This window comes from Microbacterium sp. Au-Mic1 (genome assembly GCF_021341785.1).
GTDB lineage: Bacteria > Actinomycetota > Actinomycetes > Actinomycetales > Microbacteriaceae > Microbacterium.
In genome coordinates, this window is sequence record NZ_JAJTTF010000012.1 from 85,258 (window position 1) to 105,980 (window position 20,723).

The following is a 20,723-nucleotide window of genomic DNA, read 5'->3' on the forward strand; positions in this document are numbered from 1 at the left end:
TCGCGGTGGTCGAGCGGTTCGGCGACGAGGACAGCGCGGTCGCCGTAAGAGCCTCGCCGGTCATCGCCGGGCCTGCGCGATCAGCTCATCGAACTGCGCGGATCCGGGATCCGCGGCGATGTATCCTCCGGTTCGGCCGACGTACCCGCCGCCGTAGTACCCGTACCCGGCCCGGTCCATCCCGCGCAGGGGGATCTGGTTGATCACGACGCCGAGCGTTGTCGCGCCGGCCTTGTCGAGATTCGACAGCGCCTTGCCGAGCTGGTCGATGTGCGTGGTGCCGGCCCTCACCACGACGATCGCGCCGTCGCCCTGCGTGGCCAGGATCGCACCGTCCGTTACGGGCAGCAGAGGCGGCGCATCCACCAGCACGATCGCATGCTCGGACAGGGTGCGCAGCAGATCGTGCATCACGTTCGTGCCGACCAGTTCGCTCGGGTTCGGCGGCACTCTGCCCGCCGCCAGCAGGAAGAGGTTGCGATGCAGCGCCGAGCGCTGCAGCACATCCCCGATGGCCGCGTTGCCGACCAGCACATCGGTGAGCCCCGCTGCACCGGGCAGTCCGAACGTGCCCGCAACGGTGGGCCGCCGCAGATCCCCGTCGACGAGCACGACGTGCTTTCCGGACTCCGCGATCGCCAGTGCGAGGTTCGCGACCACCGTCGACTTGCCGTCGCCGGGGACCGGGCTCGTCAGCACGATCACCTTCGGCGGATTGTCCACGTGCAGGAACTGGATGTTGGTGCGCAGCTCGCGCAACGCCTCTGCGAGCGGGAGATGCTCGTTGTCGGCGCGCGCGCTCGACGTCGTGATCAGGCGCTGTTCGCTGCCTGTCAGCTTCGGGTCGGCGGGAAGGGTGCCGATCACCGAGACCCCGAACGTCGATTCGACGGCCGAAGCGGAGCGGATCCGCTTGTCCGCCGTGTTGCGCACCAGCGCCCAGGCGATGCCGAGTGCGAGGCCGATGAGCGCGCCCAGCAGCAGGTTCAGCCTCGTGTTCGGCGACGACGGCGAGCCCGGCAGCACCGCGGTGTCGCCCGGCACAAGGGCGACCACGGCCGCGTTCCCCGTGCTGCCGTCTCCCACGCCCGAGGTGCCCGAGCCGGAGTCGCCCGTCGCGGCGGCCCCGGCCTGCGCGAGCACCTGCCCGCTCTCCAGCCTCTGCACCTCTACCGCCAGCGCGCGGATCCACGCATTGGCGAGATCCTGCGCCTGCTGCGGCGTGGGCGCCTGGGCGGTGATGCGCAGCGTCACCGTGTCGAGCGGCACCGAGGCGGAGATCCGGTTCACCAGCGCCTGCGCCGAGGTCGTGAGACCGAGCTGGTCGATGACCGCCTGCGCCACCGACCGGTTCTTCGCGATCTCGATGTACGACTTCGCACGCGACTTCGCATAGGTGTCGGCGAGCGACGCGATGCCCGTCGAGCCGCTGCTCTGCGACACCACGAATCCGCTCGCATCCGCGGTGTACACCTTCGGCACCAGCAGGCTCACGCCGAAAGCGATGGCCACGCCCAGCGCGGTGCTCAGAAGGATGGCGACCCAGTGCCGACGGACCACACGCCAGTAATCTTCGATGTTCACAACGATCCGCTCCCCAGCAGCGTTCTGTACTTGCTCGTCCTCCCACAGGACACCCGCAGTATATCGAGCGCGGCGTCGCTGTCACCCCTCGGTTCCCGCGCCGCTCCGCCGCGCCTGCCGGGTGCGGCCCGCGCTTGCCGGCTCGCCGTTCGCGGCATCGGATCCGACCGCGTCGATCACCGGGACGGATCCGGCACGCACGACGGAGGGCGGGGCGCTGCAGCGCCCCGCCCTCCGGAAGTACTCAGATCGAGATCACTCGTTGCCGACCTGCTTGTCGAGGTTGTCGCGCACGCCATCGATCTGCTCGGCAGCACCCGGCGCGACCTTCTTGGCGAGGTCTGCGGCGCCGCCCAGGACGGTGTCGCTGATGCCCTCAGCCTGCTCGCTGTGCAGCAGCTCCTCGACCTTGTCCTTGTTCTCCTCGAAGAACTCCTTGCCCTTGTTCACCGCGTCGTTGATGGCGTCACCGAGACCCATGGGGTTCCCTCCCTAGATCGGGCCGTCTTTCGGCCCGCACGTCGCCATTCTGCCGGTCGGCGCGGCCGAAAGGAACCCTTCGCGCGCGAAGTGTCGGGAGATGAAGAAGCACCCGCGCCGGCGACGGACCCGCCATCGGCGTGCGGCGCGGGAACGACAAAGGGGCCGAGCCCGAAGGCTCGACCCCTTTGCGGAAAGCAGATGCTTACTTGACGATCTTCGTGACCGTGCCGGCGCCGACGGTGCGGCCACCCTCACGGATCGCGAAGCCGAGGCCCTCCTCCATGGCGATCGGCTGGATCAGCTCGACCGACATGTCGGTGGTGTCGCCGGGCATGACCATCTCGGTGCCCTCGGGCAGCGAGATGACGCCGGTGACGTCGGTGGTACGGAAGTAGAACTGCGGGCGGTAGTTCGTGTAGAAGGGGTTGTGGCGGCCACCCTCGTCCTTGGACAGGATGTACGCGGTGCCCTCGAAGTTGGTGTGCGGGGTGATGGAACCCGGCTTCACCACGACCTGGCCGCGCTCGACGTCCTCGCGCTTGGTGCCACGGAGCAGAAGACCGCAGTTCTCGCCGGCCCATGCCTCGTCGAGCTGCTTGTGGAACATCTCGATACCCGTGACCGTGGTCTTCTGCGTCGGGCGGATGCCGACGATCTCGACCTCGGAGTTGATCGCGAGGGTGCCACGCTCGGCGCGGCCCGTGACGACGGTGCCACGACCGGTGATCGTGAAGACGTCCTCGATCGGCATCAGGAACGGCTTGTCCTTGTCGCGCACCGGGTCGGGGATCGAGTTGTCGACGGCCTCCATGAGGTCGAGGATGGACTGGGTCCACTTCTCGTCACCCTCGAGCGCCTTCAGGCCCGAGACGCGCACGACGGGCGCGTCCTCGGCGAAGCCCTGGCTGGCGAGCAGCTCGGAGACCTCGAGCTCGACGAGCTCCAGGATCTCCTCGTCGTCGACCATGTCGGCCTTGTTCAGCGCGACGAGCAGGTACGGCACGCCGACCTGCTTGGCGAGCAGAACGTGCTCACGGGTCTGAGCCATCGGGCCGTCGGTGGCGGCGACCACGAGGATCGCGCCGTCCATCTGAGCCGCACCGGTGATCATGTTCTTGATGTAGTCGGCGTGACCGGGCGCGTCGACGTGAGCGTAGTGACGCTTCGGGGTCTCGTACTCGACGTGCGAGATGTTGATCGTGATACCGCGCTGACGCTCCTCAGGCGCGGAGTCGATCGACGCGAAGTCGCGCTGAACGTTGGTGGCCGACGGGAACTTGTCGGCGAGCACCTTCGAGATCGCAGCGGTGAGCGTGGTCTTGCCGTGGTCGACGTGACCGATCGTTCCGATGTTCACGTGCGGCTTGGTCCGCTCGAACTTGGCCTTAGCCACTGGGTCCTCCTCAGGACGTCATGTAGGGGCACCGGGCACTGGATTGTGACCGCTTTCCTACGGGTTTGATTCTCAGTTTAGTAGAGAGACGATGTGAAGTTGTCTGAGTGCCGGTGAGGCCCGGATCCGATCCGAGCCTCACCGGCTCCTAGGGCTTACTCGCCCTTGGTCTTCTGGATGATCTCGTCGGCGACGGCGCGCGGGACCTCGGCGTAGCTGTCGAACTCCATGGAGTAGACGGCACGGCCGGAGGTCTTCGAACGCAGGTCGCCGATGTAGCCGAACATCTCGGACAGCGGGACCGACGCGCGCACGACCTTGACGCCCTGGGCGTCCTCCATCGACTGGATCTGGCCACGACGCGAGTTCAGGTCGCCGATGACGTCGCCCATGTACTCCTCGGGCGTACGCACCTCGACGGCCATGAGCGGCTCGAGCAGCACCGGGTTCGCGCGCTTGATGGCCTCCTTGAAGCCCATCGAGCCCGCGATCTTGAACGCCATCTCCGAGGAGTCGACGTCGTGCGAGGCGCCGTCGAGCAGGATCGCCTTGACGCCCACCATCGGGTAGCCCGCCAGAGCACCGGCCGCCATCGCGTCCTGGAAGCCCTGGTTGGTCGGCTCGATGTACTCGCGCGGGATGCGACCACCGGTCACGCTGTTGACGAACTCGTACGACTTCTCGGCGTCGAGATCGAGCGGCTCGAGCGTGAACTGGATCTTGGCGAACTGGCCCGATCCACCGGTCTGCTTCTTGTGCGTGTAGTCGTGCTTCTCGACGGCCTTGCGGATCGTCTCGCGGTACGCCACCTGGGGCTTGCCGACGTTGGCCTCGACGTTGAACTCGCGCTTCATGCGGTCCACGAGGATGTCCAGGTGCAGCTCGCCCATGCCCTTGATGGTCGTCTGACCGGTCTCCGGGTTGAGCTCCGTGCGGAACGTCGGGTCCTCTTCGGCGAGCTTCTGGATGGCGACACCCAGCTTCTCCTGGTCGGCCTTGGTCTTCGGCTCGATCGCGACCTCGATGACGGGCTCGGGGAACGTCATCGACTCGAGGACCACCGGCGAGGCCGGGTCGGTGAGGGTGTCACCCGTGGTGGTGTCCTTCAGACCGATGACGGCGTAGATGTTGCCCGCGGTGACCGCCGGAACCGGGATCTCCTTGTTGGCGTGCATCTGGAAGATCTTCCCGATGCGCTCCTTCTTGCCCTTGGTCGAGTTGATGACCTGGGCACCGGAGTCGAGCTCGCCCGAGTAGACGCGCACGTAGGTGAGGCGACCGAAGAACGGGTGCACGGCGACCTTGAACGCGAGGGCCGCGAACGGGTCCTTCGCGTCGGGGTGACGCTCGATGATCGTGTCGTAGTCCTTGGGGTCGTGCGCCTCGATCGAGCCCACGTCGAGCGGGTTCGGCAGGTAGTCGATGACGGCGTCGAGCATCGGCTGCACGCCGCGGTTCTTGAACGCCGAGCCGCACAGCACCGGGTAGATCTCGGAGGCGACCGTCATCTTGCGGATCGCGCCCTTGATCTCGGCGACAGTGAGCTCCTCGCCACCGAAGAACTTCTCGAGCAGCGCGTCGTCGCTCTCGGCGACGGTCTCGAGCAGCGCCTGGCGGTACTCCTCGGCCTTGTCCTTGAGGTCGGCCGGAATCTCCTGCACCTCGTAGGACGCGCCCATGGTGACGTCACCCTTGGAGTCGCCGGCCCAGACGAGCGCGCGCATCTCGATGAGGTCGACGACGCCGACGAAGCTGCTCTCGGAGCCGATCGGCAGCTGCATGACGAGCGGCTTGGCGCCGAGGCGGTTCACGATGGTGTCGACCGTGTAGTAGAAGTCCGCGCCCAGCTTGTCCATCTTGTTGACGAAGCAGATGCGGGGGACGTTGTACTTGTCGGCCTGACGCCACACGGTCTCGGACTGGGGCTCGACGCCCTCCTTGCCGTCGAACACGGCGACCGCGCCGTCGAGGACGCGGAGCGAGCGCTCCACCTCGACCGTGAAGTCCACGTGACCGGGGGTGTCGATGATGTTGATCTGGTTCTTGTTCCAGTAGCAGGTCACGGCGGCGGACGTGATCGTGATGCCGCGCTCCTTCTCCTGCTCCATCCAGTCGGTCGTCGAGGCGCCGTCGTGGGTCTCGCCGATCTTGTGGTTCACACCCGTGTAGAACAGGATGCGCTCGGTCGTCGTGGTCTTACCGGCATCGATGTGCGCCATGATGCCGATGTTGCGGACCTTGCTCAGGTCGGTGAGCACTTCTTGTGCCACGGGGTGTGTCCTTATCTTCTTGCTGTCGTCACGCGACGAAGGAAAGTGTGAGGGTGCCGGGACCGGATCCTGTGCTTCGACGAGCGAAGCGGCAGGAGCCGATCCCGGCCCGACTGGTGATTACCAGCGGTAGTGCGCGAACGCGCGGTTCGACTCGGCCATCTTGTGAGTGTCCTCGCGGCGCTTGACCGCGGCACCCAGGCCGTTCGAGGCGTCCAGGATCTCGTTCTGGAGACGCTCGGTCATGGTCTTCTCACGGCGGCTCTTGGCGTAGCTGACGAGCCAGCGGAGGGCGAGGGTGTTCGCGCGGTGCGGCTTCACCTCGACCGGGACCTGGTAGGTCGAGCCACCGACGCGGCGGCTGCGGACCTCGAGGGTCGGGCGCACGTTGTCGAGCGCCTTCTTCAGGGTGGCGACGGCGTCCTGACCGTTCTTCGCCTCGACGCCCGAGAGGGCGCCGTAGACGATCGACTCGGCGAGGGACTTCTTGCCGTCGACCAGGATCTTGTTCACCAGCGAGGTGACGATCGGAGCACCGTAGACCGGGTCGTTGACAACGGGGCGCTTGGGGGCGGGGCCCTTACGAGGCATCTAACTCAACCCTTCTTCGCGCCGTAGCGGGAACGAGCCTGCTTACGGTTCTTGACGGCCTGGGTGTCCAGGGCGCCACGGACGATCTTGTAGCGGACACCGGGGAGGTCCTTGACACGACCACCGCGCACGAGCACCAGCGAGTGCTCCTGCAGGTTGTGGCCCTCACCGGGGATGTAGGCCGTGACCTCGGTGCCGTTGCGGAGCTTCACACGAGCGACCTTGCGCATCGCCGAGTTCGGCTTCTTCGGGGTGGTGGTGTACACGCGGGTGCACACGCCGGCCTGCTGCGGGTTCGACTTCAGGGCGGGAGCCTTGGTCTTGGTGACCTTCGGCGAACGACCCTTGCGAACCAACTGCTGAATAGTTGGCACTGCTTCTCCTTGTTGTGCTGCACGGTGACAGCGTGATGGGTTTCACATCAGACCCGCCCGCACGCCGAGAACGACGTGCGTTTGAGTGGTGGGTATGCCGTGGGGGCGGAACCGGCGAGTGCCGGCGCCCGGTACGCGCGCGTCAAGACACACGCATACCCGCTCTATGGTAATGCGCGGTAACACGCCCGGTCAAATGCGCACGGACGGCGCGCCGGGGGCACGTCGTCGGCACGGCGCGGGCCGATCCTCACCCGAGCGCGGCCTCGCTCCCCGACTCGCAACCGGCCCGCCGGCGGATCCGATCCGGTCACCGCAGGTCCCGCAGTCTGGCCGTCATCGGAGCGCGCTCGGCGCGTCGTTCGGCCGTGGTCGCGATGATGAGCAGCACCGCACCCATCACCGCGAGCGTGATCCACCAGGGCATCGATTCGATCCCCCGGCCGATCTGCACGGCGAACACGAACACGTTCTCGATCGGCAGCACGATCAGCCCGATGAGGAACGGCGCGGCCAGCCGGCGGGTCGCGCCGACGAGGATCGCGATGAGGGCGCAGACCATGACCAGGATCGCGCGCCACGTGAGCGGATCCGTGAACGTCGACACGACCGAGGCGAGCATGGTCACGACGATGCCGGGTGCCAGCAGCGCCCAGGATCCGGTCGCGCCCCGCGGCCAGTCGCGCAGGCCGGCAAAGGGCGGTGGCGGGGTCGTCCCGGTCGGGACCGCACCGCCCGACGACGCATCGGCGCCGGCGCCCCGCGGATTGCGGGCGCGGCCTTGAGGAGACTGCGAAGCGGGATCGGCAGGCGGGGACGGGACGTCGAACCGTCCCTGCATCCCCGCCGCGATCAGGAACAGCCCGAGCGGGAGGGAGAACCACTCGACGCGCAGATCGCGCGGGCTCCAGGCCACGACGGCGGTGACGAACGCCAGGGCGAACAGGATCCACACCGGCGCGACGGTGAACGCGCCGCGGACGACCCGCCGCGCGGTGAGGGCCGTCGCCGCCAGCAGCACCAGCATCAGCGACCACATGCCCCAGATCGAGAACCAGTCCCGCTGGATCGCGGGCCACACGCCCGCCGTCGTCGCCACGAGTGCGGGGACGAAGAGCCACGGGGACTGTCGCACCGCGGCGATCGGGGCCACCGCACGCAGCGCTCCGGCGCCCGCGGCCATGCCCGCTCCCCCCGCGACCGAGAGCCCGGTGCACGCGAGGAACAGCGGAACGGCCGAGAGCGGCGCGGGCAGCAGCCCGCCCAGGCCCTCTCCCCGGCTCAGCAGGATCGCCTGCACGGCGCCCGCCACCCCGGCCACGATCGATGCCGCCATCAGCCACGAGACGGCGGGCCGCAGGCGGCGGACCGCGGCGGACCCGCCCGGCGTCGCCGCGGACGCGTTCGCCGCCGTCGTCGCAGACGCCCCCTCCTTCGCGATGCGGTCGGCGTCGCGCCCGCGAAGCTTCCAAACCAGCAGGCCGCCGATCGCCGCAAGCAGCCACGATGCTGCGAGCAGCGCCCCGGTGCGCCAGGGCGAGGCCTCCGCGGCGCCGACTCCGGTGAGCACGAGCACCGGAACCACCGCGCCGGCGGATCCGACCGCGACGAACACGGCCCCGGTGCCGCCTCGCAGTGCGCGCACGATGCCGAACGCCACCGCCGCGAGCGCGGGCGGCAGCAGGTACGCCTCGGCCAGGCCGACCCCGGCTGCTGCGCACGCCGACCACAGGGCACCCGTGGCGGCGACCGTCGCGACCGCGCGCAGGTGCCGTCGGCCCGTCGTTGCGGCGGCGACGCCCGATCCGGCCGCGAGCAGCGCCAGCACCGCGCACGTCGTGCCGAAGCCCGCGGCCTCGCGCACGAGCGCCAGGACGGCGGCGAGCGCACCGGTGAGCAGGGCGCCCGCCTCGAGAGCGGTCTGCACCTGCGCAGCCACGATGCGGCCCACCCCGCGGTCCGCGACCACGCGGCGAACCCCTCGCGTGCACGGCAGCACGCCTGCCACGAGCGCGGCGATCACCGGCAGCACCACGGGCGAGGCGCTCGTCGCGAGCAGCTGGGCGCCCAGGCAGAGCACCGACACCGCGAGGGCCGGCACGATCGCGGCGGCCGCGAGCAGTCGCACCGCGGGCACCGCGCCTTCGCGCCGCGTGCCCAGCAGCAGGGCGGCCAGCACGGCCATCGCGGCCGTGGGCAGCGCCGTCCAGCCGCTGCGTTCGACGAGCACCTGGGCGACCCCGATGGCGAACGGCACTGTGGCGACCACGAGCATCGCCTGCCAGGAGCTCCCCGGGACCACCCGCACGGCGGTGACCGCGGCGACCGTGAGCAGACCCGTCGTCGCGGTGAGGCTGAGCAGCGCGACGCCGCCGATGCCGGCGAGGGCGAGCCCCGAGGAGAGGACCAGGAGCCCATAGCCGAAGCCCGCCCCGACCAGCAGGAACCGCCAGTTCGCCGGCAGAGCCGCGCCGAGCGCGAACAGGGCGAGCAGGGTCACCACGCCCGCCACGGGCATGAGGGCCGGATCCTCGGCGCCGACGAACGCCGCGAGGGCGACCGCGACATGGGCCGCGAGCACCAGCAGGATCCGGGCGACCTCCCCGATCCGCCGCCGCGGCACCCTCGCCACCAGCGACACCGAGACTCCGGCGACCAGCAGCAGGCCGATGCGCAGCGGCGCCTCCAGGAGCGGGGACGCCCCCAGTGCGAGCACGGCGAACGAGCCGGGCACGATCGCCAGCACCGCGAACACGGCGCGGAACGTCGCGCTCCGCCGCCACGCCAGGGCGGCCACGGCTCCGAGCGCGGCGGCGCCGACGGCGAGGTTCACGACCAGTGCCCATCCCAGATCGGCGGGCAGCTCGCCGATCGGGCCGTCCGAGAGCCCGGTGCGCCCGGCTCTGGCCAGGACGGATCCGCCTGCGAGTGCGGTGAAGAGCGCTCCCGGTGCGAGCGCGACGGCGAGCACGCCCAATGCGCCCCCGACGACGGCGACCGGGCGCGCGGTGCGCGGCAGCGGGAGCACGGCGCCGAGCAGCACCAGGCCCAGCCCCACCCCGGCCGCACACGCGACCAGGAACCACGGCTCCCCCATGCGCGGCGCGATGCTCAGCGCCACCAGCACCGGGGCACCCGAACCGGCGATCCCCGCGACGATGCTCCACGCGACCGCGCCCCCGTTGCGGGTGGCGAGCAGGGCGTGCGTGCAGACGAGCACGGCGGTGATCGCGAGCACGGGCATCGTGCCAGAGAAGGTCACCAGCCGGCCGGCGCTCACGAGCAGCACGATCGTCACGGCGACCGCCTGGGCGACGATGAGCGAGCCGCGTTCGAGGGCGAGCGGCACCGGATCCGGCTCTCGTTCGCGGTCCGGTGCATCCGCGGTGTCGGCGTCGGCCAGGAACCGGGCCCCGAATCGCGGCAGCAGGGCGACCTCGGCGAGCGCCACGAAGGCGACCGCGAGGACGGCGAGCAGGCCGACATCGCCGATGCCCGCGACGCCCGCGAGCATCGCGGGAGCGACCGCGAGTCCGACCAGCCCCGCCCAGAGCCAGATGCGCAGTCGCGCCCGGCCGGCGATCGCGAGGAGCGCCGTAGATCCCGCGGCGGTCACCCCGGCACCGAGCAGCCATCGATCGGCACCCGGCGCGGCGGCGAGGACGCCCTGCGCCGCGAGCCCGGCGAACACCAGGGCGAGACCGGCCACGGTCTCCGCGGAGAACCGCAGTCCACGGCGGGCGAGCAGCGCGCCGCCCGCCAGGAACAGCGCACCCGTCGTACCGATGATGGCGGTGCGCGCCGCGTCGGCGAGATCCGGAGTGAAGAAGCTGAACACGATCGCCGCCGTGCCGAACAGCGCGGCCCCGGCCAGCGACAGCAGCGACTGCAGCGGGGCGCTCCGCTCCGGCGCCGCTCCGGGCCGGCTCGGGGCGGGCGGGCGCACGGGCGGCGGGGCGATCGGCGTCTCCGAGGCGGCTGTGACGGGCCGTGCTCCGACCCTCGCGGCCCCGACACGGGCGGATTCGGCCGGAGCCGCGCCCTTCTTCGCGACGGCGCTGCTCCGGGGCAGCGCGGCCAGCAGCTGCTCGCGACGTGCGAGTGCGGCGGCCGCCTCTGTCGAAGCCGTCCAGAGGTCCTGCGCCTCGGGGCCGCGGAAGTCCGCTCCGCAGGCCCGGCAGGTGGGCCCGGCGACCGCGGCGCCGCAGATCGGACAGTGCGCGTCGTCACGAAGCCGTTCCAGCGCGGTGGCCACCCAGATCGCGGAGGCGCTCATGCCTCGCCGTCCGGGATCCAGCGCAGGATGTCACCGGGCTGGCATTCCAGCACCCGGCAGATCGCGTCGAGCGTCGTGAAGCGCACCGCCTTGGCCCGACCGTTCTTGAGCACGGCGACGTTGGCCGGCGTGATGCCGATGGCGTCGGCGAACTCCTGCACGCTCATCTTCTTGCTCGCGAGCAACACGTCGAGATCGATCACGATGGGCATCAGACGACCTCGGACAGATCCTGCTCGAGCTCGAGCGCCTTGCGCAGCAGCCCGCGCATCACACCGACCAGCAGAGCGAGGGCGATCCCGATCACCACGCCGACCACCCCGAGCAGCAGGATCGAAGGGTTCACCGCGCGCCCCAGCAGGAGCACCACCACGGCCGCCGCGATCAGCACCGCCGAGGCGGCCATGGTCACCATGATGATGTCGACGTAGAGGAAGGCCCCTGAACTGAAGATCCGATCCTGGCGCACGAGGGAGAGCAGCCGCCAGACGCAGACCAGCACGAGTTCGATCAGCGCCACCAGCACAACCCCGCCGACGATGCCAGGACCGGTCAGATACGCGAGCTCGGGATTGCGCTGGGCCGTGAGTACGGCCACGCCGGGGATGAGCGCCACCTGCGTCGCCAGCAGCAGGGCGAGCAGCACGACGATGAGCGCCTTGAGTGCGGCGGTGATCCGGGGTTGCATGGCGCTCCTATCGAAAAGCGATCTTTATCTATCGAAAAACGATAGCCATGCGCGCGCGGCGATGCCAGCCCGGATCCGGTCTCCCAGCGAATGTCCCGTTTCCGGGTCAGAGGGTGTCGGGGTCGAAGGGCGAGTCCAGCGCCTCGGTGAGTTCGGCGAGCATCGCCTCGATCTGGGGCTCGACGTACTCGCTGATCGCCGCCTGCACCCGCAGGCGGTGCCGCAGCAGCAGGCCGCAGATCTCGCGACCCACGACGTTGGCGTAGTCGTCGGCGAGCGCGACCTCGTGGCGCAGCGCGGCCTTCGCGTCATCGCTGAGCGGCGGCAGCGGGGGCAGTTCGCCCGCATCCTCATCGGCCATGCCCGCGAGCGTGAACAGGAACGGCGCACCGGGAACCGGATCCGGATCCAGCGGCATGCCCTCGTACTCGGGCTCGAGGTCCTCGGCCGGCCGGTAGGCGCGGGCGCGGTTGCGCGCGGCCTGCTGGTCGAGCTCGCCCTGCAGCATCGGCAGGTTCCGGGCGGTGTACTCGGCGACGGCGTGGTCGACGATGGTCTTGATGCGCGTGGACAACCCGTGCTGCACGCCGTGCGGCACGTTCCCGCCGATGCCCGCGGCCGACAGCACGGGAGAGCCGAGGCAGCGGCGACACGGCGCGACACGACCGCGGTGCGTGGAGGGCTCCCAGCGCGGCACCCAGCGCAGCCAGGCCTCGACGGCCTGGTCCACCTGCGTCTCCAGCGAGCGCTCCACGCCTCCAGCGTACGGGGCGGACACGCCCGGGCGGCCACGGCACGCGAGATCGGCGGCGTCATCGCAGCCGCGCGGGAAGGCTGCGCCGCTGCCGCGATCGGGCCGATCGACCGAAGTCAGGCGGATCCACCCGGATCTGTTCTCGGCGCCTTCACCTGATCAGGGCGTGCTGCGCCGGAGCCGAGCGGACAAGGGGGCGTCACGGCTGCTCGTCGTCGTCCTTCTCCCACGGCCAGCGCGGCGCCCTGGCCTCTGTGCGGCGCAGTGCGATCGCCACCCACGCCGCGATCAGGGCCGCCACCACGATGACGGCGCTCGCTCCGCCCAGCACGAGCTGACCGGCGGCGGCGGTGGCGTCGACCGCGCCCGCCCCCTCGGCCACGGCCGCGCCCCACACGCCGCCCAGATGCACGAGCGCCGCCCCCAGCGCGAGGAACACCGTCGCGACGAACGACGGATGCGGATCCGCGAGCACGCCTCGCAGTGACAGGGCGAAGACCACGACGGCGAGCACCATGCCGACGATGCCGGGCAGCTGGCCGAGCCGCGGGACCGCGATGAGGTCGTGCTCGGTGAGCAGGCTGAGCATGCCGAGGCCCATGATCGCCAGCGCGAAGAACGAGATCACCCCGATCACCCAGGCGAGGACAGGCCGAACCCCCGCGGGCCGGGGCTCGCGGGGGTTCGGCGGGAATCCGTTCGTGATGCTCTCCTGCGGTGCAGGCCGGCGCCGCTACGGCAGCTGGGGTCCGGCTTCGAGGACGCGCTCGTACTCGCGCTGCGCTTCCTCGTTCTGCGCGGTGCGGCGGGCGCCGGCGCGGGCGGCCCAGGCGCCGAACCAGATGGTGAGCTCGCGACCGAAGATGAACGCGGCGATCGCGAGCGGAGCGAGCAGCTGGCCGTTCACGTTCTCGGCCAGCTGGGTCGCGCCGAGCTTCCAGAACTCGACGGATCCGATCGCGCCGAGCAGATGACCGCCGTATGCGAACCCGCCGACGATGATGCCGAACACGACCCAGTAGCCCCAGCGTCCGCGGTTGATGATGCCGCCGAGCAGCCAGAACCCGATCGCGAACACGACGACCGGGATCCACAGACCCGGGCTGCGGACCTGGTCGAGCAGGTACGTGCCGACGCTGTCCGTGGTGACCTTGCCGTCGAACGCGGCGATGCCGAGCGCCGTGCCCAGGTAGAGGATCGCGAAGGCGATCGCGGCCAGCAGACCGATGCCGAAGATCGCACCGCGGTTGCCGCGCTCGCGCGGGGGCTCGGGAGCCTGCACGAAGATGGGCGGCGGCACGTCGGTCGCCCCCGGGGTGATGACGGCTGGCGCGAGCACCTGCGTGGGCGCTTCGGCGACGGTGTCGACGCGGGTGGTCGCCTGCTCGAACGCCGAGGTCTCCGTGGCAGCCGCCGCCGCGACGACGGTAGGGGTCTCGGGCGACGGCGGGGTGAAGGTGCCGCCGAAGGTGCCGGGGTAGGCGGCCTCCGCCGCCTCGAAGGCGGCGAGATCCGCGTCGACGGCAGCGTGCTGGTCCGCGGCCGGGGCCTCGCCCCGTGCGGTCGCCCCGTCGGCGGCGCGCTCGGCCTCCGCGAGGCTCTGGTTCGCGCTCTGGGCGACGGCGGCGTGGTCGGGCTGCGCAGCCTCGGCGACATCCTCGCCGGCGGCGTCCTGGGATGCGGCGTCGGCAGGCACTGCCTGCACGTCGGCGGCCGCCGGGGTCGGCTGCACGTCGGCGCCCTCGATCGGGCCGGCCTCAGCGTGGACGGCCGTGGTGTCGGCGCCCTGGACGTCCGCTTCGGGCGCGGCGGCCACGGCGTCGTCGACGTCGTGCGCCTGCGCCGGCTTCGAAACCTCGTGGTCACTCATGGGAGCTCCTCCATACGGATACGGTGATTCGAGGCTATCTCCGAGGAGGTGCGCCGTCGCGGAGACGTGCCGGGAAACCGCGGATGCCGGATCCGGATCCGGCTCACGTCCGGATCCGCGTCACGGGCGCATCCGCCTCACTGATGCAGCAGGCCGGCGAAGTAGTTCACCATCACGGGCCCCATGGGCGCAGCGAGGTACACGAGACCGGCGATGACCCCGGCGCAGACGACGCCCGCGAGCCACGCGATCCCGGTGTTGCGCCCCCCGATCCGTGCCATACCTCGAGGGTACGAGCGCAAAGCGGGTGGACGAGGGCGGCGCGCGGTGGAGGCCTCGCCCCGGGGCCTCGACGGGCGTCGGGCGACCGTGCCGCACTCAGCCGGCGTCGGGAGCGACCACCCCCGGCAGGGCCCATGCGGCGAACACCGGCCCCTCCGCGACGAGCGCGACCGCGCCGCCCTCGGCAACCGCGAGCGTCGCATCGCCGAACAGCGCCTCCGCCGCCGCGGCCCCGGCGAGCGCCCCGACAGGGAGCTCGATGTCGACGTCCCCACGGGCGGCGAGCACGAGGATGGTCTCCTCGGCCGACTCCCGCACGAACACGAGGCCATCGTCATCGACATGGAGCCACCGCAACCCGCCCGTGCCGAGCACGGGGTGCGCGCGGCGCAGTCCGACCAGGTCGCGGTACAGCGCGATGCGCTCCGCCGTGTCCGCCTCACCCTCGGTCCCCCACGGGATCGGCGTGCGGCTGGCCTCGCCGTCCACGCCGATGAGGCCGAACTCGTCCCCGGCGAACACGACGGGCAGCCCCGGCAGCGTCATCGACAGGCCGACCGCCACCGGCACGGTGCCCGGCGCGGCATTCGTCGCGAACCGCGCGGTGTCGTGCGTGTCCAGCGGCTGCATGTTGCCCAGCCGCACCCGCCAGGGGATCCCCCCGGTGAATCGGGTCATCGAGTCGACGACGTCGCGCGCGGTGTAGCGCGGGATCCCCCCGGTCTGCATGCCGAAGAACCAGCTCTCGGTGCGCTCCTCCCCCTCCGCGGTGAGGTACGGCGCGCTGTTCGGTTCGCTCAGCCAGGCCCACACCGGGCGCGTGAAGGACGGATAGGTCATCGCCCCGTCCCACCCGTCGCCCTGCAGGTCGCTCGTCGCGTCGTTGGTCGACTCCCCGAGCAGGATCGCATCCGGGTTGATCCCCCGCACGGTGTCGCGCAGCAGTCGGCGCACGTCGGCGTTCAGGTCGATCGCCCCGAGGCGGCCGGTCATGTTCGCGACGTCGACGCGCCAGCCGTCCGCTGCGTAGGGAGGCTTCAGCCAGCGCGCGACGGCCGAGTCCTCGCCCGTGATGAAGCGCTCGCGCAGCTCCTGGCTCGCCCAGTCGAACTTGGGCAGGCTCTTCGCGCCCAGCCAGCACTCGTACTCGGTGTTGTCGTCGTCGGTGAAGTAGTAGAACCGCTCCTCGGGCGCTCCGGGATTGCCGAACGCCGCGCGGAACCACTCGTGGCGGTCGCCCGAGTGGTTGCTGGTGAGGTCGCCGATCACCTTGATGTCACGGGCGTGCGCCTCCTCGATGAGGCGCGCATACGCCTCATCGCCGCCCAGGAGCGGGTCGACCCGGAGGAAGCTCGAGGCGTCGTAGCGATGGTTGGACGCAGCGGGGAAGACGGGCGTGAGGTAGAGCAGGTTGACGCCGAGCTCCACGAGGTGATCCAGGTGCTCGACGATCCCGGGGAGGTCTCCCCCGTAGAACTGGTGCGCGCGGCCGGGCATGACCGGATCCACCGGGGTGTCCCAGTCCGCCGGGATCGCCCAGTCCGGCGTCGGGTGCTCATCGGCCTGCGCGGACCGGGCGAAGCGGTCCGGGAACACCTGGTACATCACCGACTCGTGCAGCCAGGCGGGCGGCGCGGGTTCGGCGACCAGGGCGAAGTCCTCGGCGTCGAGCGTCTCCAGGCGGTGGATCCCCGTCTGGTTCAGCCACTCGACCCGGCCGTCCTCGTGCTGCAGCAGGAACCGGTACCCGTGCCGCGGGTTGCGCACGGTGACCGGCGCCTCCCACCACTCCCAGCCGTCGGCGGCGCCGATCCGGGCGGCGTCGGTCCATTCCGGTTCGTGGTCGGGGTTGGAGCGTGTGCGCACGGCTGCGAGCGGGCCGTAGCCGGCCGGCACGCGCAGACGAACCAGGACGACATCGCCGAGAGCGGGGGCGTCGTCGGAGACGTGCAGCGGGGATCCGTCGTGGTGCGGGAGCAGAGCGGTCATGTCGGGGCCTTTCGTGGTGCGGCGGCAGCCCGCCGGAGTCGACGTGGTTGCACGACCGGTGCCGTGACAGAGCCCTTGGATTGTGATTCGAGGATCTTCACTTCACGCTACCGGCGGTGAGGCCGCCGACGATGTACTTCTGCAACGACAGGAACAGGATCATCGGCAGGATCGCCGCGAGCACGGCCCCGGCCGCGAACACCGCGTAGTTCTTCGCGTCGGTGGAGACGTACTGGTAGAGCCCGACCGCCAGCGTCTGCTTCTCCGGGGAGATCAGCACCGTCGACGCGATGAGGAAGTCGCCCGTGATGCCGATGAAGGCCAGCAGGCCGACGACGGCGAGGATCGGCGCCACCAGACGCAGGATGATCGTGAAGAAGATCCGGGCGTGGCCAGCCCCGTCGATCTTCGCCGCCTCGTCGATCGAGGCCGGGATGGTGTTGAAGAAGCCGTACATCAGGAACGTGTTCGCCCCCAGCGCGCCGCCGAGATACACGAGGATCAGGCCGATCTGCGAGTTCAGCCCGAGCGCCGGGAAGATGTCGCCGATCGCGGACATGAGCAGGAAGATCGCCACGATCGCCAGCAGCTGCGGGAACATCTGCACGAGCAGCAGGGTCATGAGCCCGGTGCGGCGTCCGCGGAAACGCATGCGCGAGAAGGCATATGCGGCGAGCGCGCACAGGAACACGCTCGACACCGCGGCGAGCACGCCGATGAAGATCGTGTTCAGGAACCAGGCGCCGTAGGGCCGGGACGGATCCTGGAACAGCTGCACGTAGTTGTCGAGGCTGATCTTCGAGAACAGGCCGTTCGTGCTGAGCAGGGTCCCGCCGGGGTTCAGCGAGGCGGACAGCACGTAGACCAGAGGGAAGCCGGCGAACACGAGCATGACGATGCCGATGAGGTGCCGCCAGCCGGTCTCCCGGAACCAGCGTCCGAATGGCCGACGGGCGCGGGGCGCCGGTGCTGCGATGAGCGCGGCGGTCGCCGTCGTGGCGGAGGTCGTTGCGATGTCGGTCATGTCAGTTCAGATCCTCCAGCACCTTGGTCTGCCGGAATCCGATCAGGGAGATCACGGCGACGAGCACGAAGATGATGATCGAGAAGGCGCTGGCGAGACCGTAGTCCCGCTCGGAGCCCACGAAGGCGACCTTGTAGACCATCGAGATGAGCAGATCCGTGGATCCCACGTTGATGCTCGCGCCGGTGAACTGCGGGCCGCCGTTCGTGAGCAGGAAGATGAGCCCGAAGTTGTTGAAGTTGAACGCGAACGACGCGATCAGCAGCGGCGCCACAGCCACGAGCAGCAGCGGGAACTTGATCAGCCGGAACGTCTGCCACACGCTCGCGCCGTCCACGCGCGCGGCCTCGACGACATCGTCGGGCAGCGACTGCAGAGCGCCGGTCGTGACGAGGAACATGTAGGGGAACCCGAGCCACAGGTTCGCGATGAGGATCGCCGCCTTGGCGAGCCAGGGATCCGTCAGCCACGGGATCGATGCACCGCCGAGGACGACCTGGTTGATGAAGCCGAAGTCCTTGTTGAACAGCCCGGCCCACACCAGCGCGGACAGGAACGCCGGGAACGCGTACGGCAGGATCATGATCAGCCGGTAGTACTTGCGGCTGCGCATCTTCGGATCGTTGAACACGATGGCGAGGAACAGACCGAGGATGAACGTCGTCGCGACCGAGAGGATCGCGAAAGCGAAGGTCCACAGCAGCACCGCGAGGAACGGGCCCCGGATGGACTGGTCAGAGAAGGCGCGGACGAAGTTGTCCCCGCCGACCCACACCTGCCAGCCGGGCAGCAGGGCCTTGCCGTCCTTCGCGGTGAACGCGCCCCGTCCGGTGTCGGAGTAGACGACGCCGGTCTTGGTGTCGGTCATCGTGTCGGCCTTCGGATCCCACCTCAGCGTCGAGGTGAACTGGTAGGCCTTGGATCCGTCGGTGGTCTTGAGGTAGCCCTTGTTCAGATCGTGCGAGAGCGGCACGGCCAGCGCGGCGATGTCGTCCTGATGGGCGATCACGCTCGGGAAGTCGAGGGTGGTGAAGCCCGGGGCGCCGTCGGACGTGATGCCGGGTTCGGTGGAGAGCGGACGGTCGGCGCCGCCGATCAGCGGCTCATCGCTGCCGGGCTCGGAGGTGAGGAAGAAGAACTCCCCATCCTTCTCCAGGATCTTGACGGAGAACGTCGGGGAGTCGGCGACACGGGTCTGCGACTGCAGCAGCAGCGCCTGGACGGCGTCCTCCTTGGTGGAGTTGTGCCCTGATCCGTAGTTGGTGAAGGCGACGTAGCCGGAGTACAGCACCACGAAGATCTGGAAGATCAGCAGGAACACGAGCCCCGGCGTCAGGTACTTCGCCGGCAGCAGGCCGGGGATGAGGTAGACGGCGTTGATCGCGAGCACGCCCACGGCGACCAGAACGGCCGGCGTCCACTGCGCGCTCGCGGCGAGCGCGAACACGGCGTAGAGGGCGAGCGCGTCGATCACTGCGAGCGCGACGATCTTGACCAGCCACACCTTCCAGCCGGCCGAAGCGGCCTCGGCGTACGCGGCGGCGCGCCGGTGGCGGCGGTTGCGAGCCCGGTCCTCGGCGGACATGGCCGAGGGTTCCAGCGTCTTCTCCTGCACGGCAGGACCCGTCATCTCGACCCCTTCACAACGTCGTCAGCGGGCGGAGGTGCGGGGAGGCGGCGCGACCGCGCACCTCCCCGCACCGGGTTCATGATCGGATCAGCCGATCTTCGTCTGGATCGCCTGGGCCATGCCGGTCCAGGTGCCGGCCGGGTCGCCGCCCTTGATGATCGCGACCTCGGACTTGCCCCAGTCGTCCCACACGGAGCCCATCTCGGGCACCGACGGCATCGGCACGGCGTTGGCGCCGACCTTGGCGAAGCCGGCCACGGCGGGGTCGGACTGGGCGGCCTGGAACGACTCCGTCAGCGCCGGCGGGCGACCGCCCGCCTTGTAGAGCGCGGTCTGCACCGCCGGGGTGGCGAGGTAGTTCACCAGGAACTCGTTCGCCGCGAGGGTGTTCTTCGACTTCGCGTTCACGAAGAAGGCCTGCACTCCGGCGAACGGCCGGGCCTCCTGGCCGCCGGCGCTCGGGATGGGGTCGACCGAGACCTTGATACCCGCCTTCTCCGCGTCGGGCAGGTTCCACGGGCCGCTGATGAAGTAGGGAGCCTCGCCCGCGTTGAAGGCGGCCTTGGCGAGGTCGCCGGTCAGGCCGGGGTTGAAGATGCCGGCCGCGCCCTGCGCGCCCAGCCAGGTGGCGAACTTCTGCCCGGCCTCGTCGCCGATCGTGAGCTTCTTGGCGTCGTAACTGCCGTCCGCGTTCTGCGCGAAGACCTGGCTGCCGAACGAGGTCTGGAACGGGTAGGTGTGGTACGCGTCGCCGGTCGCCGCGTCGAGCCCGATCAGGAACGGGTACTTGGTGCCGGCGGCCTTGCCCTTGGCGATCATCTCGTCGTAGCTGGCCGGGGTGGAGTCGGCGAGCGCCGTGTTGCGCAGGATCGCGATGTTCTCGATCGCGTAGGGCAGGCCGTAGACCTTGCTGTCGTAGGTGACGGCCGAGATGGCGACCTTCTCGAACTTCGAGGCGGAGTCCCCCAGCTCGATGGGGGCGACCAGGCCGTCCTTCACGAAGGATCCGATCCAGTCGTGCGCGCCGATCGTGATGTCGGGGCCCTTGCCGGTGGGGACCTGAGCGGTGAAGTCGTCGCGGATCTTGCCGAAGTCCTTGACCACCAGGTTGATGGTGATGCCCTTGTCCTTCTTGAAGTCGGCGGCGACCTGCTTCATCGCGGCCGCACGGTTGGAGTCGACCCAGACCGTGAGCGAGCCCGTGGTCTTGTCACTGCCGGCAGACGCGCCGCCGGCGTTGCTGCTGCCGCCGCAGCCGGTCAGCGCCAGTGCGCCGGCCACGAGGAGTGCGCCGAACGCGACGACGCTCTTCCTGTTCACCTTCATCGGTGTACCTCTCTCGGTGCTGTAGGGAGCGCGATCGGCTCCGATCCCGCGCCCGAGGGCGCTCGCTCCGCCTGCGAGAATTGCAAGCGTTTACAGTATGCGGATCCGAACACCATCGCGCAACCCTTCGTCGTCCCCCTCTGGCTTCGACAGCATCCGACAGGCCCCTTATGTTTGCTGGCGATGAGG

Annotated in this window: 17 protein-coding genes; all 17 read right to left on the reverse strand. The window is 70.0% G+C overall.

The window, feature by feature from the left end; translation table 11 throughout:
* Positions 1-60 precede the first annotated feature (60 nt).
* Positions 61-1,584, reverse strand: coding sequence for a polysaccharide biosynthesis tyrosine autokinase (locus LXM50_RS15495; protein ID WP_233312370.1), 1,524 nt, complete (start codon positions 1,582-1,584; stop codon positions 61-63).
* 255 nt (positions 1,585-1,839) lie between these two features.
* The gene (locus LXM50_RS15500) at positions 1,840-2,064 is read right to left on the reverse strand and encodes a hypothetical protein (protein ID WP_045249928.1); all 225 of its coding nucleotides are present in this window, start codon (positions 2,062-2,064) and stop codon (positions 1,840-1,842) included.
* Between the two features lie 205 nt (positions 2,065-2,269).
* Positions 2,270-3,460 carry an elongation factor Tu gene (gene tuf, locus LXM50_RS15505; protein WP_105686027.1) on the reverse strand — a complete coding sequence of 397 codons (1,191 nt, stop codon included), beginning with the start codon at positions 3,458-3,460 and terminating at the stop codon, positions 2,270-2,272.
* Positions 3,461-3,615: 155 nt separating this feature from the next.
* Entirely contained in the window at positions 3,616-5,730 is a 2,115-nt protein-coding gene (gene fusA / locus LXM50_RS15510) for an elongation factor G (RefSeq protein WP_233312371.1), read from the reverse strand.
* 120 nt (positions 5,731-5,850) lie between these two features.
* Entirely contained in the window at positions 5,851-6,321 is a 471-nt protein-coding gene (gene rpsG, locus LXM50_RS15515) for a 30S ribosomal protein S7 (RefSeq protein WP_045271034.1), read from the reverse strand.
* A 5-nt stretch (positions 6,322-6,326) separates the two neighbouring features.
* On the reverse strand, positions 6,327-6,695 hold the full coding sequence (gene rpsL, locus LXM50_RS15520; protein ID WP_017201609.1) for a 30S ribosomal protein S12: 369 nt from the start codon (positions 6,693-6,695) through the stop codon (positions 6,327-6,329).
* Positions 6,696-7,005: 310 nt separating this feature from the next.
* Entirely contained in the window at positions 7,006-10,971 is a 3,966-nt protein-coding gene (locus LXM50_RS15525) for an SCO7613 C-terminal domain-containing membrane protein (RefSeq protein ID WP_233312372.1), read from the reverse strand.
* Entirely contained in the window at positions 10,968-11,183 is a 216-nt protein-coding gene (locus LXM50_RS15530) for a helix-turn-helix transcriptional regulator (protein WP_233312373.1), read from the reverse strand. Before LXM50_RS15530 ends, LXM50_RS15525 begins: the two co-directional genes overlap by 4 nt.
* Positions 11,183-11,659, reverse strand: coding sequence for a DUF2975 domain-containing protein (locus tag LXM50_RS15535; protein WP_233312374.1), 477 nt, complete (start codon positions 11,657-11,659; stop codon positions 11,183-11,185). Before LXM50_RS15535 ends, LXM50_RS15530 begins: the two co-directional genes overlap by 1 nt.
* Positions 11,660-11,765: 106 nt before the next feature.
* Entirely contained in the window at positions 11,766-12,413 is a 648-nt protein-coding gene (locus LXM50_RS15540; protein WP_233312375.1) for a spermidine/putrescine ABC transporter substrate-binding protein, read from the reverse strand.
* A gap of 199 nt (positions 12,414-12,612) precedes the next feature.
* The gene (locus LXM50_RS15545; RefSeq protein ID WP_233312376.1) at positions 12,613-13,050 is read right to left on the reverse strand and encodes a hypothetical protein; all 438 of its coding nucleotides are present in this window, start codon (positions 13,048-13,050) and stop codon (positions 12,613-12,615) included.
* Positions 13,051-13,146: 96 nt separating this feature from the next.
* On the reverse strand, positions 13,147-14,283 hold the full coding sequence (locus LXM50_RS15550; protein ID WP_233312377.1) for an ABC transporter: 1,137 nt from the start codon (positions 14,281-14,283) through the stop codon (positions 13,147-13,149).
* A gap of 137 nt (positions 14,284-14,420) precedes the next feature.
* Positions 14,421-14,564 carry a hypothetical protein gene (locus LXM50_RS15555; protein WP_233312378.1) on the reverse strand — a complete coding sequence of 48 codons (144 nt, stop codon included), beginning with the start codon at positions 14,562-14,564 and terminating at the stop codon, positions 14,421-14,423.
* A gap of 97 nt (positions 14,565-14,661) precedes the next feature.
* Positions 14,662-16,554, reverse strand: a complete 1,893-nt coding sequence (locus LXM50_RS15560; protein ID WP_233312379.1) for a glycoside hydrolase family 13 protein — start codon at positions 16,552-16,554, stop codon at positions 14,662-14,664.
* 97 nt (positions 16,555-16,651) lie between these two features.
* Positions 16,652-17,578, reverse strand: coding sequence for a sugar ABC transporter permease (locus LXM50_RS15565; RefSeq protein ID WP_233312380.1), 927 nt, complete (start codon positions 17,576-17,578; stop codon positions 16,652-16,654).
* 1 nt (position 17,579) lies between these two features.
* Complete coding sequence (locus tag LXM50_RS15570; RefSeq protein ID WP_233312381.1) at positions 17,580-19,208, reverse strand: ABC transporter permease subunit; 1,629 nt, start codon at positions 19,206-19,208, stop codon at positions 17,580-17,582.
* A gap of 87 nt (positions 19,209-19,295) precedes the next feature.
* Positions 19,296-20,534 (reverse strand): maltose ABC transporter substrate-binding protein, encoded by a 1,239-nt coding sequence (locus tag LXM50_RS15575; protein WP_233312382.1) that lies wholly within the window; start codon positions 20,532-20,534, stop codon positions 19,296-19,298.
* Positions 20,535-20,723 lie beyond the last annotated feature (189 nt).

Excerpts from the sequence above, each read along its gene's own strand:
- LXM50_RS15500 (WP_045249928.1), bottom strand. The coding sequence starts at position 2,064 with ATGGGTCTCGGTGACGCCATCAACGACGCGGTGAACAAGGGCAAGGAG.
- rpsG (WP_045271034.1), bottom strand. The coding sequence starts at position 6,321 with ATGCCTCGTAAGGGCCCCGCCCCCAAGCGCCCCGTTGTCAACGACCCG.
- LXM50_RS15525 (WP_233312372.1), bottom strand. The coding sequence starts at position 10,971 with ATGAGCGCCTCCGCGATCTGGGTGGCCACCGCGCTGGAACGGCTTCGT.
- LXM50_RS15530 (WP_233312373.1), bottom strand. The coding sequence starts at position 11,183 with ATGCCCATCGTGATCGATCTCGACGTGTTGCTCGCGAGCAAGAAGATG.
- LXM50_RS15535 (WP_233312374.1), bottom strand. The coding sequence starts at position 11,659 with ATGCAACCCCGGATCACCGCCGCACTCAAGGCGCTCATCGTCGTGCTG.
- LXM50_RS15550 (WP_233312377.1), bottom strand. The coding sequence starts at position 14,283 with ATGAGTGACCACGAGGTTTCGAAGCCGGCGCAGGCGCACGACGTCGAC.
- LXM50_RS15555 (WP_233312378.1), bottom strand. The coding sequence starts at position 14,564 with ATGGCACGGATCGGGGGGCGCAACACCGGGATCGCGTGGCTCGCGGGC.
- LXM50_RS15560 (WP_233312379.1), bottom strand. The coding sequence starts at position 16,554 with ATGACCGCTCTGCTCCCGCACCACGACGGATCCCCGCTGCACGTCTCC.
- LXM50_RS15565 (WP_233312380.1), bottom strand. The coding sequence starts at position 17,578 with ATGACCGACATCGCAACGACCTCCGCCACGACGGCGACCGCCGCGCTC.
- LXM50_RS15570 (WP_233312381.1), bottom strand. The coding sequence starts at position 19,208 with ATGACGGGTCCTGCCGTGCAGGAGAAGACGCTGGAACCCTCGGCCATG.
- LXM50_RS15575 (WP_233312382.1), bottom strand. The coding sequence starts at position 20,534 with ATGAAGGTGAACAGGAAGAGCGTCGTCGCGTTCGGCGCACTCCTCGTG.